The organism is Streptomyces sioyaensis (assembly GCF_004122735.1).
Classification (GTDB): domain Bacteria; phylum Actinomycetota; class Actinomycetes; order Streptomycetales; family Streptomycetaceae; genus Streptomyces; species Streptomyces sioyaensis.
Genome location: NZ_SDIF01000018.1, coordinates 23,446 through 38,485, shown reverse-complemented (window position 1 = coordinate 38,485; position 15,040 = coordinate 23,446). Strand labels below are relative to the sequence as shown.

Genomic DNA, 15,040 nt, shown 5'->3' with positions numbered 1-15,040 from the left:
CCGGTTTCTTGAAGGGCTGACGCTACATGGACAACGAGGACAAGCTCCGCGACTACCTCAAGCGGGTCACCACGGACCTGCGGCAGACCCGCCGCAGGCTGCAGGAGGTGGAGTCGCGAGAGCACGATCCCATTGCGATCGTCGCGATGGCCTGCCGCCTTCCGGGAGGAGTGGCCTCCCCCGAAGAGCTGTGGCGGATGGTGGCCGAGGGCACCGACGCCATCGGGCCCATGCCGACCGACCGCGGCTGGGACGTGGACAAGCTCTACGACCCGGACCCCGACCGCGCGGGCAGCAGCTATGTCCGCCAGGGCGGCTTCCTCTACGACGCCCCGGAGTTCGACGCCGGCTTCTTCGAGATCTCCCCGCGCGAGGCCCTGGCCATGGACCCGCAGCAGCGGCTCCTCCTGGAGACCTCCTGGGAGGCCTTCGAGCGTGCGGGCATCGACCCGACATCGGTACGCGGCAGCGCAGCCGGCGTCTTCGTCGGGTCCAGCAACCAGGGCTACGCCGCTGCCGCCGACGGGAACACCGCCCCGGAGGGCGTCGAGGGCCATCTGCTGACCGGAGGTTCGGCGGCCGTGCTCTCCGGACGGCTCGCCTACAGCTTCGGGCTGGAGGGGCCGGCCGTCACCGTCGACACCATGTGCTCGTCCTCGCTGGTCGCCCTCCATCTGGCCGTCCAGGCGCTGCGGCACGGCGAGTGCGAGATGGCGCTCGCGTGCGGAGCGACCGTGATGTCCTCGGCACGGAACTTCGTGGAGTTCAGCCGGCAGCGGGGGCTCGCGCGAGACGGCCGGTGCAAGCCGTTCGCCGCGGCCGCCGACGGCACCGCATGGGGCGAAGGCGTCGGCGTCCTGCTGCTGGAGCGCCTGTCGGAGGCCCGCCGCAACGGCCATCCGGTACTCGCGGTCATCCGCGGCAGCGCCACCAACCAGGACGGTGCCTCGAACGGTCTGACCGCGCCGAACGGTCCCTCCCAGCAGCGGGTCATCCGGGCCGCGCTGGCCAATGCCGGTCTGTCCGCCGGTGAGGTGGACGCGGTGGAGGCACACGGTACGGGCACCACGCTCGGCGACCCCATCGAGGCCCAGGCGCTGCTCGCCACGTACGGCAAGGACCGCGACGCGGACCGGCCGCTGTGGCTCGGCTCGTTCAAGTCGAACATCGGACATGCACAGGCCGCCTCCGGCATCGCCGGAGTGATGAAGACGGTGCAGGCGATACGCCATGGCGTACTGCCCCCGACGCTCCACGTCGACGCGCCCTCACCGCATGTGGACTGGTCGACGGGGAACGTCCGGCTGCTCACCGACGAGACCGCCTGGCCCGAGACCGACGCGCCCAGGCGGGCCGGTGTGTCGTCCTTCGGCGGCAGCGGCACCAACGCCCATGTCCTGCTCGAACAGGCACCGGTCGAGGAACCTGCCGACGAATCCGCCGACGAGCAGCTCGCAGCGGCCGCCCCCGTACAGCGGGCCGCGCCCGCCGCGCTGCCCTGGGTGGTTTCCGGACGCTCCGCGACGGCCTTGCGTGCGCAGGCAGAGCGACTGGCGTCGTGGGCGGAGACCGCCGGCCGGTCGCCGGTGGACACCGGGCATGCGCTGGTGGCCTCGCGCGCGGCACTTGAGCATCGAGCCGTGGTGGTGGGCACCGACCAGGACGCACTGGTCGCCGGACTGCGCGCCGTGGCGGAGGGCGAGACCCCCGCCGGTGCGGTGGTGGGCGACGCGGACGCCCTGGAGGGGGACGCCGATGTGGTGTTCGTCTTCCCGGGTCAGGGGTCGCAGTGGGTCGGTATGGCGGTGGAGTTGTTGGATTCTTCGCCGGTGTTTGCGGGTCGGTTGGCGGAGTGTGAGGCGGCGTTGGAGCCGTTTGTCGATTGGTCGCTGACTGGGGTGTTGCGGGGGGTTGAGGGTGCGCCGGGTCTGGACCGGGTGGATGTGGTGCAGCCGGTGTTGTGGGCGGTGATGGTGTCGCTGGCGGAGGTGTGGCGGGCCCATGGCGTAGAGCCTGCGGCGGTCGTCGGCCACAGCCAGGGGGAGATTGCCGCGGCGTGTGTGGCCGGGGCGTTGAGCTTGGAGGATGGCGCCCGGGTGGTTGCCCTGCGCAGCAAGGCGATCCGTGCGCTGTCGGGTCGTGGTGGGATGGTGTCGGTGGCGCTGTCCTCGTCCGAGGTGTCGGATCTGATCGAGCCCTGGGGTGGTCGGGTTTCGGTTGCGGCGGTCAATGGCCCGTCGTCCGTGGTGGTCTCGGGCGATGCGGATGCGCTGGATGAGCTGATGGGCGGGTGCAAGGAGCGCGAGGTCCGTGCGCGTCGCATCGAGGTGGATTACGCCTCGCATTCCGCTCATGTGGAGTCGATTCGCGAGGAGTTGCTTGAGGTTTTGGCGCCGGTCGCTCCCCGGACGTCGTCCGTGCCGTTCTTTTCGACGGTGACGGGGGAGTGGCTGGACACGGCGGAGATGGATGCCGGGTACTGGTTTACGAATCTGCGGCAGACGGTGCGGTTGGAGCCTGCGGTGCGTGCGCTGCTGGCTGCGGATCACCGGGTGTTTGTGGAGGTCAGCCCACATCCCGTGCTGACGATGCCGGTGCAGGAGACGGCCGAGGCGGCGGGCGCGGATGCCGTGGTGACCGGCACGTTGCGTCGTGACGATGGTGGTCTGTCGCGGCTCTACGCCTCCCTCGGTGAGCTGTACGTACACGGGGTGGAGGTGGACTGGTCCCCGGCCTTCGCCGCCGCAGGTCCGCGGCTCGTGGACCTGCCTACGTATGCCTTCCAGCACCGCCGCTACTGGCTGGAGTCGGGTCAGTCGTCGGTGGCCGGTGTGGTTGATCCGGTGGATGTGCGGTTCTGGGAGACGGTGGAGCGGGAGGATCTGGAGGGTCTGGCGGCGACGTTGGGGCTGGCGGATGCGGGGGCGTTGCGTGAGGTGTTGCCGGCGCTGTCGTCGTGGCGGCAGGGTCGGCAGCAGCGGAGCACGGTCGACGGCTGGCGCTACCGGATCGCCTGGCGGCCCCAACCCGAGCCCGAACAAGCCAAGTTGGCGGGACCCTGGCTCGTCGTGGTCCCCGCCGACTACCTGGACAACGACCTCGTACGCGCCACTCTCCAGAGCATCGGGGACAACGGCGCCGAGACCGTACTCCTCGTTCTTGAGGACTCGACCACCGACCGCGGAGGCGTGGCCGACCAGCTGCGACACTCCCTGACGACCGGCGCCCCCAGCGGCGTCCTTTCCTTCCTCGCCCTGGACGAGCGGCCGCTGACCGAGTTCCCCGAAGTCACCGTTGGACTGGTGCAGTCCGTGGCCCTGATGCAGGCGCTCCTCGACGTCGACGTCGAGGCCCCGCTGTGGCTGCTCACGACCGAGTCCGCCGCCACCGGTTCCTCCGACGACGCGGTCCGGCACCCGCTCCAGGCCGCCGTCTGGGGCCTGGCCCGGGTGTTCGCCCTGGAGCACCCCAAGCAGTGGGGCGGACTCGTCGATCTGCCCGCCGCATTGGACGACCGTGGTGCGGCCCTGCTGTCCGGTGTCCTCGCGGCGGGTGGGGAGGAGGACCAGCTTGCCCTCCGCGGTTCCGCGCTCCTCACTCGCCGGCTGACCCGCGCCCCACTGGACGGTGGCGAGCCGGCCACCCCCTGGCGTACCAGCGGAGCTGCCCTGGTCACCGGCGGTACCGGTGGTCTCGGTGCGCACACCGCCCGGCTGCTCGCCCGTAGCGGCGCCGAGCATCTGGTGCTGACCAGCCGGCGTGGCCCGGACGCGCCGGGCGCGGCCGAACTGCGGGACGAACTCGCCGAGTTGGGCGCCCGCGTCACCATCGCCGCCTGCGATGTGACGGACGCCGATGCGCTGGCCGAGCTGGTCGCCCAGGTCGAGTCGGACGGCCCGGCCATCCGCTCCGTCGTGCACACCGCCGGCGTCGGCCTGCTCGTGCCGCTCGCCGACACCACGCTGCAGGAGTTCGCCGAGGGGGCCCGCGCCAAGCTGCTCGGTGCCCGCAACCTCGACGCACTCTTCGACCGCGACGGACTCGATGCCTTCGTGCTGTACTCGTCCGTCGCCGGAACCTGGGGCAGTGGAGACCACGGTGCGTACGCGGCGTCGAACTCCTACGTCGACGCGCTCGCCGCACACCGGCGCGCCCGCGGCCTGACGGGTACCTCGATCGCCTGGGGTATCTGGAGCCCGGAAGGCGGCGGGATGGCCGTCGATGTGGTCCAGGAACAGCTGCGCTGGCGCGGCATTCCGTTCATGCCTGCGCACCTGGCCGTACTGGGACTCCAGCAGGCGCTCGATCACGATGAGACCTTCCTCGCCGTGGCCGACATCGACTGGGAACGCTTCGTCCCCGTCTTCACCGCCGCGCACCGCCGCCCGCTGCTGCACGAGGTCCCCGAGGTACTGCGGGCACTGGAGGCCGACGAGGCCGACACGGACGCCGCCGAAAGCACCGCCGAGTCGCTCCGCACCCAGCTCGCCGGGCTGGCTCCGGCCGAACGTGAGCGGCAGCTCGCCGACCTCGTACGCAAGCAGGTCGCGGCCGTACTCGGGTACTCGGACACCTCGGAGGTCGAGGTCGGCCGCGCCTTCCGCGAGCTGGGCTTCGACTCCCTCACCGCGGTGGAGCTGCGCAATCGGCTCAACGCGGCCACCGGACTGAAGCTCCCCGCCACCGTGGTCTTCGACCATCCGACCGTGAAGTCGCTCGCCGGGCATCTGGAGACCACCCTGGTCGGTGCGAGCGGCGCCCTGTCCGTACCGGCCGCCGCCCCGGAAACCGTGGCCCCCGCCGCCCCGGCCGAGGACGACGCCATCGCGATCGTGTCCATGGCCTGCCGCTACCCCGGAGGCGTGCAGTCGCCCGAGGACCTGTGGCAGCTGGTGCGGGAACGGACGGACGCGATCTCGGAGTTCCCCGCCGACCGAGGCTGGGACCTCGACGGGCTCTACGACCCGGACCCGGACCGCACAGGTACCTGCTACGTCCGCGAGGGCGGATTCCTCGACGCGGCCGGTGACTTCGACCCCGAGTTCTTCGGGATCTCGCCGCGCGAGGCCCTCGCCATGGACCCGCAGCAGCGGCTCCTCCTGGAGACCTCCTGGGAGGCGATCGAGCGCGGCGGCATCGACCCCCGAACCCTGCGCGGCACCCCGACCGGCGTCTTCTTCGGAGCCGCCTACCAGGGGTACGGCACGGGCGAAGCCCCCGAAGGACTGGAGGGGCACCTCATCACCGGAACGGTGACGAGCATTGCCTCCGGCCGCATCTCCTACACGCTCGGACTGGAAGGCCCCGCGGTCACGCTGGACACGGGCTGTTCGTCCTCACTGGTGTCGCTGCATCTGGCAGTGCAGGCACTTCGCTCCGGGGAGTGCTCCCTGGCGATCGCCGGAGCCGCAGCGGTGATGAGCGAACCGATCGGCCTCGTGGGCTTCAGCCGGCAGCGGGGGCTGGCGCGGGACGGGCGGTGCAAGCCGTTCTCGGCGTCGGCCGACGGTATGGGCATGGCCGAGGGCGTCGGCGTACTGCTGGTGGAACGCCTCTCGGACGCCCGCCGCAACGGCCACCGGGTGCTGGCGGTCGTCCGCGGGACGGCGGTCAACCAGGACGGTGCGTCCAACGGCCTCACCGCTCCCAACGGCCTCTCCCAGCAGCGGGTCATCCGGGCCGCGCTGGCCAATGCCGGTCTGTCGGCCGGTGAGGTGGATGCGGTGGAGGCGCACGGTACGGGCACGTCGTTGGGCGATCCGATCGAGGCGCAGGCGCTGCTCGCCACGTACGGGCAGGAGCGTGCCGCGGACCGGCCGCTGTGGCTCGGCTCGGTCAAGTCGAACATCGGACACAGCCAGGCCGCTTCCGGCATGGCCGGGATCATCAAGATGGTGCAGGCGCTACGCCACGGCGAGCTGCCGGCGACGCTCCACGCCGACGAACCGTCGCCGCATGTGGAGTGGTCGTCGGGCGCGGTGGAGCTGCTGACCGAGGCTCGGCCGTGGACGGCTGTAGAGGACCGTCCGCGCCGTGCCGGCATCTCCTCGTTCGGCGTGAGCGGGACCAATGCGCATGTGATCGTCGAGCAGGCGGAGGAGTCCGAGCAGGCGACGATGGCTGAGGAAGGGGAGCCTGTTCCGTCGGCTTCGGCTTCGGCCTCGGGCGGCGTGCTCGTGCCGTGGGTGGTGTCCGGGCGTTCCGCCGACGCGTTGGTGGCGCAGGCGGAGCGGTTGGCGTCGCGGGTGACGGACGCCGACTGGTCGCCGGCTGATGTGGGTTGGTCGTTGGTGGCTTCGCGGTCGTCGTTCGAGCACCGGGCGGTCGTCGTGGGCTCGGAGATTGATGAACTGGCCGAAAAGCTGAGGCAGTTGAGCCCCACGACTGCGGTGGGTGACCCGGGCAGGACGGTGTTCGTCTTCCCGGGTCAGGGGTCGCAGTGGGTCGGTATGGCGGTGGAGTTGTTGGATTCCTCGTCGGTGTTTGCGGGTCGGTTGGCGGAGTGTGAGGCGGCGTTGGAGCCGTTTGTCGATTGGTCGCTGACTGGGGTGTTGCGTGGGGATGAGGGCGTGCCGGGTCTGGACCGGGTGGATGTGGTGCAGCCGGTGTTGTGGGCCGTGATGGTGTCGCTGGCGGAGGTGTGGCGCGCCCATGGTGTGGAGCCCGCGGTGGTCGTCGGTCACAGTCAGGGGGAGATCGCCGCGGCCTGCGTCGCAGGTGCCCTGAGCTTGGAGGATGGCGCCCGGGTGGTGGCGCTGCGGAGTAAGGCGATCCGTGCGCTGTCGGGTCGTGGCGGAATGGTGTCGGTGGCCCTGCCCTCGTCCGACGTATCGGACCTGATCGAGCCCTGGGGCGGTCGGATTTCGGTGGCGGCGGTCAACGGCCCGTCGTCCGTGGTGGTCTCCGGCGATGCGGATGCGCTCGACGAGCTGATGGACGGGTGCAAGGAGCGCGAGGTGCGTGCGCGTCGCATCGAGGTGGATTACGCCTCGCACTCGGCTCATGTGGAGTCGATTCGCGAGGAGTTGCTGGAGGTCTTGGCGCCGGTCGCCCCCCGGACGTCGTCCGTGCCGTTCTTTTCGACGGTGACGGGGGAGTGGCTGGACACGGCGGAGATGGATGCCGGGTACTGGTTCACCAATCTGCGGCAGACGGTGCGGTTGGAGCCTGCGGTGCGTGCGCTGCTGGCTGCGGATCATCGGGTGTTTGTGGAGGTCAGCCCACATCCCGTGCTGACGATGCCGGTGCAGGAGACGGCCGAGGCGGCGGGCGCGGATGCCGTGGTGTCGGGCACGTTGCGTCGTGACGACGGTGGTCTGTCGCGGCTCTACGCCTCCCTCGGTGAGCTGTACGTACACGGGGTGGAGGTGGACTGGTCCCCGGCCTTCGCCGCCGCAGGTCCGCGGCTCGTGGACCTGCCCACGTACGCCTTCCAGCACCGCCGCTACTGGCTCGAATCGCCCAAGCCCGCAGCCGGGTCGGGTGCTTCGGGAGTCGTCGATGCCGGATTCTGGGAGACCATCGAGCGCGGGGACGCGGACACGCTCGCCGAGACGCTCGGGCTGTCCGACGACGGTGCGCTGCGCGAGGTGCTGCCCGCGCTCTCGCTGTGGCACCAGCAGCGGCAGCGGCGCAGCACGGTCGACGGCTGGCGCTACCGGATCGTCTGGCGGCCCCAACCCGAGCCCGAGCGCACCGGCTTGGACGGTACGTGGTTGGTGGTCGTACCGGAGGGCCACCAGGACGCCCCGGTGGTCGAGGGTGTCGTCGGCGCGCTCCGGTCGGGCGACGTGGACATCCGGACCCTGATCGTCGGCACGGAGGACGCCGACCGGGAACGGCTCGCGGGCCGCCTGCGGGACGAGGCGGGGACGGCGGCCGGGGCGATTGCCGGGGTGCTGTCCCTGGTGGCCCTGGACGAGCAGCCGTGGACCGCCCCCCAGAGCCTGCCGGCCGGGCTGGTCCTGATGACGTCGCTGCTCCAGGCGCTCGGTGATGCCGGGATCGACGCTCCGCTGTGGTGTGCGACCCGGGGTGCGGTGTCGGTCAACCGCGCCGATGCCGTTGCTCACCCGACGCAGGCGATGGCGTGGGGGCTGGGCCGTATCGCCGCCTTCGAATATCCGCAGCGGTGGGGCGGGCTCGTCGATCTGCCGGGTGAGGTGGACGAGCGGGCCGGGCGCCGGCTGGTCGCCCTGCTGGCGCGGACCCGCGGCGAGGACCAGGTGGCGCTGCGCGGTTCCGGTGTCTTCACCCGCCGGATGGTGCGGTCGCTCCCGGGTGACCGGCCGGCCGGTGAGGGCTGGCGGCCGCGCGGCACCGTCCTGGTCACCGGTGGTACGGGCGCGTTGGGCGGGCATCTCGCCCGCTGGCTCGCCCGCAACGGTGCGGAGCATCTCGTACTCGTCAGCCGCCGGGGCCCCGAGGCGCCGGGTGCCGCCGAACTCGTCGAGGAGCTGGCCGGGCTCGGCGCGCGGGCGACCGTGCGGGCCTGTGATGTCGGTGACCGGGAGGCGGTGGCGGCACTCGTCGCGAGCCTGCCGCAGGAGCAGCCGCTGACGGCGGTGGTGCATACGGCGGGAGTCCTCGACGACGGGGTGATCGACCAGCTCACCGCGGACCGCGCCGGGACCGTGTGGGAGCCCAAGGCGGGCGCCGCGTTCGCCCTTCACGAGGCGACCCGGCATCTGGACCTCTCGGCGTTCATCCTGTTCTCCTCCATGGCGGGCACGCTCGGTGGTCCCGGCCAGGGCAGCTATGCGGCGGCGAACGCCTGCCTGGACGCGCTCGCCCTGCAGCGCCGCGCCGAGGGACTGCCCGCGACCTCGATCGCCTGGGGAGCCTGGGGCGGCGGCGGTCTGGTGGGCGAGGAACTGGCGGAGCGGCTGCGCCGCGACGGAGTGCCGCCGATGGATCCCGACCTGGCCGTCTCCGCCTTGCAAACGGCCCTGGACGAGGACGAGACGTTCCTGGTCGTCGCGGACGTCGACTGGCACAAGGCCACGGCCCGGCAGGTCGCCGCGGTGAGTGAACTGCCCGAGGTCCAGGCGTCGGCTGGGGCGGGTGCGGACGAGGCCGCGGCGCGCGGCGACGCCGCGCCGCTCGTCGCGCGGCTGCGGGAACGCGCACCGGCAGAGCGGCGTGCCGCGCTGCTGGACGACGTACGGGCCGCGGCCGCCGCCGTCCTCGGCTACGACCGGCCCGACGCGATCCCCGCCGACCGGGCGTTCCGCGACCTGGGCTATGACTCGCTGACCGCCGTCGAGCTGCGCAACCGGCTCGCCGAGGCGACGGGTCTGCGGCTGCCGGTCACCCTGGTGTTCGACCACCCGACGGCGACCGCGCTCACCTCGTTCCTGCACGACGGCCTCTTCGGCGCGGTGCCGGAGCGCGCGGAGGCGGCCGCACCTGCCGTTCCGGTCGACGACGATCCGGTCGTCATCGTCGGGATGAGCTGCCGCTACCCGGGGCAGGCCGACTCGCCCGAGGAGCTGTGGCGGCTGCTCGACGGGGGCACCGACGCCGTCTCGGGTTTCCCCACCAACCGGGGCTGGGACATCGAGCGGCTCTACGACCCGGACCCCGACAAGCCGGGCACCTTCTACGCCCGCGACGGCGGGTTCCTCTACGACGCCGACCACTTCGACCCGGCGTTCTTCGGGATCTCACCGCGTGAGGCCGTCGCGATCGACCCGCAGCAGCGGCTCCTCCTGGAGACCTCCTGGGAAGCGATCGAACGGGCCGGCATCGACCCGGAGGTGCTCCGCGGCACGGCGGCCGGCGTCTTCGTCGGTTCGAACTACAACGACTACGGCTCCCGTGCGCACACCGCCCCGGAGGGCATGGAGGGATACTTGGCGACGGGCAGCGCGAGCAGCGTCGCCTCCGGCCGGATCGCCTACACCTTCGGTCTGGAGGGGCCGGCCGTCACGGTGGACACCGCATGTTCGTCGTCGCTCGTCGCCCTGCATCTGGCGACCCAGGCCCTGCGGTCCGGCGAATGCACGCTGGCGCTGGCCGCGGGTGTGACCGTGATCTCCACCCCGCAGACGTTCATCGAATTCAGCAGGCAACGGGCGCTCGCTCCCGACGGCCGCTGCAAGGCGTTCTCGGCGGATGCCGACGGCGCCGGGTGGGCCGAGGGCGTCGGTGTCGTCCTGCTGGAGCGGCTGTCCGAGGCCCGTCGGCGCGGACACCCGGTACTGGCCGTCGTCAAGGGCACGGCCGTCAACCAGGACGGTGCCTCCAACGGCCTGACGGCACCCAACGGGCCGTCCCAACAGCGGGTCATCCGCCAGGCGTTGGCCAACGCCGGGCTGGCTGCCGGGGACATCGACGCCGTCGAGGCGCACGGGACCGGCACCCAGCTCGGTGACCCGATCGAGGCCCAGGCGCTCCTTGCCACCTACGGCCAGGAACGGCCCGCGGAACGCCCCTTGTGGCTCGGCTCGATCAAGTCCAACATCGGCCACACGCAGGCCGCGGCCGGTGTCGCCGGAGTCATCAAGATGGTGCAGGCGATGCGGCACGGTGTGCTGCCGCGCACCCTCCACGCCGCGCGGCCGTCGCCGCACATCGACTGGTCGGCGGGGAACGTACGGCTGCTGAGCGAGCCGCAGGAGTGGACACCGGGCGACGGCCCGCGCCGGGCCGGCGTCTCCGCCTTCGGCATCAGCGGGACCAACGCCCATGTGATCCTGGAGGAGCCCGAGCCGGTGGCCGTCGAGCCCGGCGCCACACCGCAGGGCAGCCTGCCGGAGACCCCCGACGCCCCGGCGGCCGTCGTCCCCTGGCTGCTGTCCGCGCGGGGCGCCACGGCCCTGCGGGCCCAGGGCCGGCGGCTGGCCGAACACCTGGCCCGCCACCCCGAACTCGCGCCCGCCGATGTCGCGCTGTCCCTGGCCACCTCGCGCACCGCGTTCGAGGACCGGGCCGCCCTCCTCGGCCGGAACACCGATGAACTGACCGAGGTCCTCCTGGCGTTCGCCGAGGGCCGGGAGCACCCGCGGGTCGCCGTGGACCGCGCGCGCGGCGGAAAGCTGGCCTTCCTCTTCCCGGGGCAGGGATCGCAGCGCGCCGGGACCGGACGGAGCCTCTACGCGACCCACGATGCCTTCGCCGACGCCCTGGACGCGGTCTGCGCCCACCTCGACGGCCACCTCGACCGCCCCCTGCGCGAGGTGCTGTTCGCCGAGCCCGGCACGCCCGAGGCGGAGCTGCTCGACCGGACCGTCTACACCCAGGCCGGTCTCTTCGCCCTCGAAGTCGCCCTGTTCCGGCTGCTCGAAAGCTACGGCGTGCACCCGGACCTGCTGCTCGGCCACTCGATCGGTGAACTGGCCGCCGCGCATGTCGCCGGGGTGTTCTCCCTGACGGACGCCTGCGCCCTGGTCGCCGCCCGCGGTCGGCTGATGCAGGCCCTGCCCGCCGGCGGCGCCATGGTGTCCGTCCAGGCGGCCGAGGAGGACGTACTGCCGCTGCTCGCACCGTACGAGGACCGGGTCGCGCTCGCGGCGGTCAACGGGCCGGCCGCCGTCGTCCTCAGCGGCGACGAGGACGCCGTCGCTGAGCTCGAAGGTCACCTGGCCGCCGCCGGCCACCGCACCAAGCGGCTGCGGGTCAGCCATGCCTTCCACTCCGCCCACATGGACGCGATGCTCGACGAATTCGCCGCCGTGGCAGCAGAGTTGGACTACCAGCCGCCCACCACACCCGTCGTGTCGAACGTCACCGGGCGCCCGGCCACGGCCGAGGAGCTGTGCAGCCCCGCCTACTGGGTGCGGCACGTACGGCAGGCGGTCCGGTTCCACGAGGGGGCCCGGACGCTGGAAGAGCTGGGCGCGCGGACACTTCTCGACCTCGGGTCCGGGGTGCTTACCGCCATGGCGGACGAGTGCCTGACCACGGACGGGATTTCCCTCGGTGCGGTGCTGCGCCGGGACACCGACGAAGCCGAGTCGCTCACCACCGCGCTCGCCCACCTGCACCTGCGGGGCCACGGCCCGGACTGGGACCGCTGCCTCGCGCCCTCGGGTGCCCGGCGGGTGCCGCTGCCGACCTACCCCTTCCAGCGGCAGCGGTACTGGCTGGAGGCCGGCACGGACCTGACGGACGTCTCCGCCGTGGGGCTGCAGGCCGCGGGCCATCCGCTGCTCGGCGCGGCCGTGCCGCTCGCCGGTTCCGGCGGTGCCCTGTTCACCGGGCTGCTCTCGGCGGGCCGCCAGCCGTGGCTGGCCGACCATGCCCTGGACGGCACGCTGCTCTTCCCCGGCACCGGATTCCTGGAACTGGCGCTCCAGGCCTGCGCCCGGACCGGCGCCGGCCACCTGGAGGAACTCACCCTGCAGGCCCCGCTGGTGGTCCCGGAGGACGGCACGGTGCAGCTCCAGCTCACCGTCGGGGACCCGGACGAGTCTGGCCGTCGCCCGCTGTCCGTGCACTCGCGCCCCGCCACCCGCCCGGACGACGAGGGACAGCCCTGGACCCGGCACGCCGAGGGCACCCTCGCCGACGGCCCGCCCGAGACCGGGACCCCCGAGACCGGGACGCCCACCGACCTCACCGCCTGGCCCCCGCCCGGCGCCGAGCCGGTCGACGTCTCCGACCTGTACGAGCGCACCGCCGCGAACGGCTTCGCCTACGGGCCGGCCTTCCGCGGTCTGGAGGCCGCCTGGCGCCTGGGCGACGAGGTGTTCGCCGAGGTCACCCTGCCCGAGCAGTACCGCGACACCGGCTTCGTGCTGCATCCGGCGCTGCTGGACGCCGCCCTGCACACCGTCGCCCTGGCCGCCCCCGGCACCGAACGGGCCGTGCTGCCCTTCAGCTTCCGGGCGGTCACCGCGGCACCGGCCGCACACCCGGACACCCTGCGGGTCCGTCTCGTCCGACAGGCCGACGACACCTACGCCGTGCAGCTGGCGGACGCGTCCGGCGCCCCGCTCGCCGCGATACCGGCGCTCGTCCTGCGGCCGGTCGACCCCGCACAACTGGCCGCCGCCGGACCGAAGCCGGCCGACCTGTACCGGATGGACTGGGCGGACCTGCCGCTGAGTGGCCCGCCGGCCGAGCAGTATGCGGTCCTCGGCACGGACGGGGTGCCGGAGGTGCCCGAGGGGCACGGTGCCCGGTACGCGGAGCTGTCCGCGCTGGCCGCGGCCGTCGACGCCGGGGCCGAGGTGCCCGCAACGGTCCTCGTCGGCTGCCCGCCGACCGACGGCGACCCGGCCGAGGCCACCCGCCGGGCCGTGCACCACGCACTGGACCTGGCCCAGGCCTGGCTGAGCGACGAGCGGTTCAGCGCCTCGCGGCTGGTCCTGTGCACCCGTGACGCCGTGGCCGAACGGGCCGGCGCGACGGTCTCCGGACTGCCGCACTCCGCCGCCTGGGGCCTCCTGCGCACCGCCAAGGCCGAGAACCCGGGCCGCTTCGGCCTGCTCGACCACGACGGCACGGCACGCTCCGCGGCCGCGCTGCCGGCCGCCCTGGCGACCGGCGAACCCGAGATCGCGCTGCGCGACGGCGCCGCCCGGGTGCCGCGCCTGGTACGGGCCCGCGCCGCCGAGCCCTTCCGGGGCCTCGGCACCGACGGCACGGTGCTGATCACCGGGGCCGGCGGCATGCTCGGCCGGCTCGTCGCCCGTCATCTGGTGACGGCCCACGGCGTGCGCGGCCTGCTGCTCGCCAGCCGTCGTGGGCGGACCGCGGACGGGATGCCCGAACTGGAGAAGGAGCTGCGCGAACTGGGCGCGGAGGTCGAGATCGCCGCCTGCGACCTCGCCGACCGGGACGACACCGCCCGGCTGCTGGCGTCGGTATCCGCCGAACGTCCGCTCACCGCGGTGGTCCATACCGCGGGCGTCCTCGACGACGGGGTGATCGGCTCCCTGACGCCCGACCGCATGGACACCGTGCTGCGGGCCAAGGCGGACGCCGTACTCCACCTCGACGAGCTGACCCGTGACCTCGACCTGACGGCGTTCGTCCTGTTCTCCTCGCTCGCCGGGACCTTCGGCGGGGTCGGGCAGGGCAACTACGCGGCGGCCAACGCGTTCCTCGACGCGTTCGCGCACGCCCGCCGGGCAGCGGGCCGGCCGGCCGTCTCCCTCGCCTGGGGACTGTGGGCCGAACGCAGCGGGATGACCACCAAGCTGGACGAGACCGACCTGCACCGGATGGCCCGGGGCGGGGTGCGCCCCATGCCGTCGGAGCAGGCGCTCGCGCTGTTCGATGCCGCGCTCGCCACCAAGGAGGCGTTCCTCGTCCCCGCCAAGCTCGATCTGGCGGCGCTGCAGAGCGCGGCCGGTGAGGTGCCCCCGCTGCTGCGGTCGCTGACCGCGCCGCGGCCTCCGGCGGGCCGGCCGGCCCCCGCGGCCGTCGCCGAAGCCGGACAGCTCGGCACCCGCCTCGCCGGGCTGCCGGAGCGGGACCGGCGCCAGGCGGTGCTCGATGCCGTCCTGGGGCAGGCCGCGCTGGTCCTGGGCCACACCTCGGCCGACGCGATCGATCCCGAACGCGGCTTCCTGGAGTTGGGCTTCGACTCGCTGACCGCCGTCGAGCTGCGCAACCGCCTCACCACTGTGACCGGGACCAGGCTGCCCGCGACCCTGCTGTTCGACTACCCGGAACCGGGCGGACTGGCCGACCACCTGCTCGGCAGGCTGGCAGCCGCGGTGGAACAGCAGTCGGCCGACGGCGGCGCCGTGTCCGGTCCGCTCGACGCGTGGGAGGCACAGGCCGAGCGGCTCATGGACGACACCGCCGCCAGGGCAGCGCTGCGCAGCCGGCTCCAGGGCCTCATGGACCGGCTCGACAGCCTCCCCGGGGACCCGGACGCCGAACTGGAGAACCGGCTGGACCAGGCGTCGGACGACGAGCTGTTCGACTTCATCGAGAACGAACTCGGCGGATCATGACGCGCTGAGCGGCCGTACACGCTGAGTGCCCGTACGCCGCTGAGCGCCCCTGCACCGGCTCCGGCTGCCCTCCTGACGGGCGGCCGGAGCCGGTGCCGTCCGGGAGCACGCGCATGCGGACCGCAGAC

General features: G+C 72.9%; 1 protein-coding gene. It reads left to right on the top strand.

The window, feature by feature from the left end; translation table 11 throughout:
• The first annotated feature begins 26 nt into the window (after nt 1–26).
• Nucleotides 27–14,912: a type I polyketide synthase gene (locus EST54_RS09135; protein WP_129246886.1), complete on the top strand. Its 14,886-nt coding sequence runs from the start codon at nt 27–29 to the stop codon at nt 14,910–14,912.
• The last annotated feature ends 128 nt before the right edge of the window (nt 14,913–15,040 follow it).

Coding starts and splice junctions, on each gene's coding strand:
- EST54_RS09135 (WP_129246886.1), top strand. CDS start 27: ATGGACAACGAGGACAAGCTCCGCGACTACCTCAAGCGGGTCACCACG.